Annotated in this window: 1 protein-coding gene; it reads left to right on the top strand. The window is 64.7% G+C overall.

Features of this window, described 5'->3' with window-relative positions; all coding sequences use genetic code 11:
- Positions 1–501, top strand: a 501-nt coding sequence (locus tag HGO92_RS23225; RefSeq protein WP_169999122.1) for a hypothetical protein, incomplete at both ends; no start/stop codon positions are given.

Genomic DNA, 501 nt, shown 5'->3' on the forward strand with positions numbered 1-501 from the left:
GGAAAACTCTCGCGCGTCCACGCGCTGCTGGGACCGTGGCGGTCCGCTCTCGCAGGCATGCAGTCCCAGCTGCACCGGCAGCTCCTCGACGGGAAGCCGCTGATGAAGCGGATGCCGACAAAAGCCACGGACCTAAGCTTCACGACCGAGCTGTCCGCCCGGCAGGTCAAGTCCGTTTACAACCAGACGTTCCAAGCACTGAACGCATGGACCGGTTCGGTCAGGAACGCCGTCCGGGAGCTTATCAGCGGCTCCGGTCTGGACGATGATGCCCGGACCGTGCTCTACCGGGTGAACGCGAGGAAGGCGTGGTACGCCAAGGAACTGGTGCTCCCGATATTGGTCAACACGGCAACCGGCGAGGTCCGGCACAGCGACGGCAAGCCCGGCAACGGCTGGGTCAAAGACGAACTGCCGGTACCACCGTCCCTGTTGAAGCTCTCGCGGCGCATGGCCAAGCAGGTGGGCAGGCATGCTGTTTCGTTGCCGGACCTGTCCCGG

The organism is Crystallibacter degradans, from assembly GCF_012952295.1.
Taxonomy (GTDB): domain Bacteria; phylum Actinomycetota; class Actinomycetes; order Actinomycetales; family Micrococcaceae; genus Crystallibacter; species Crystallibacter degradans.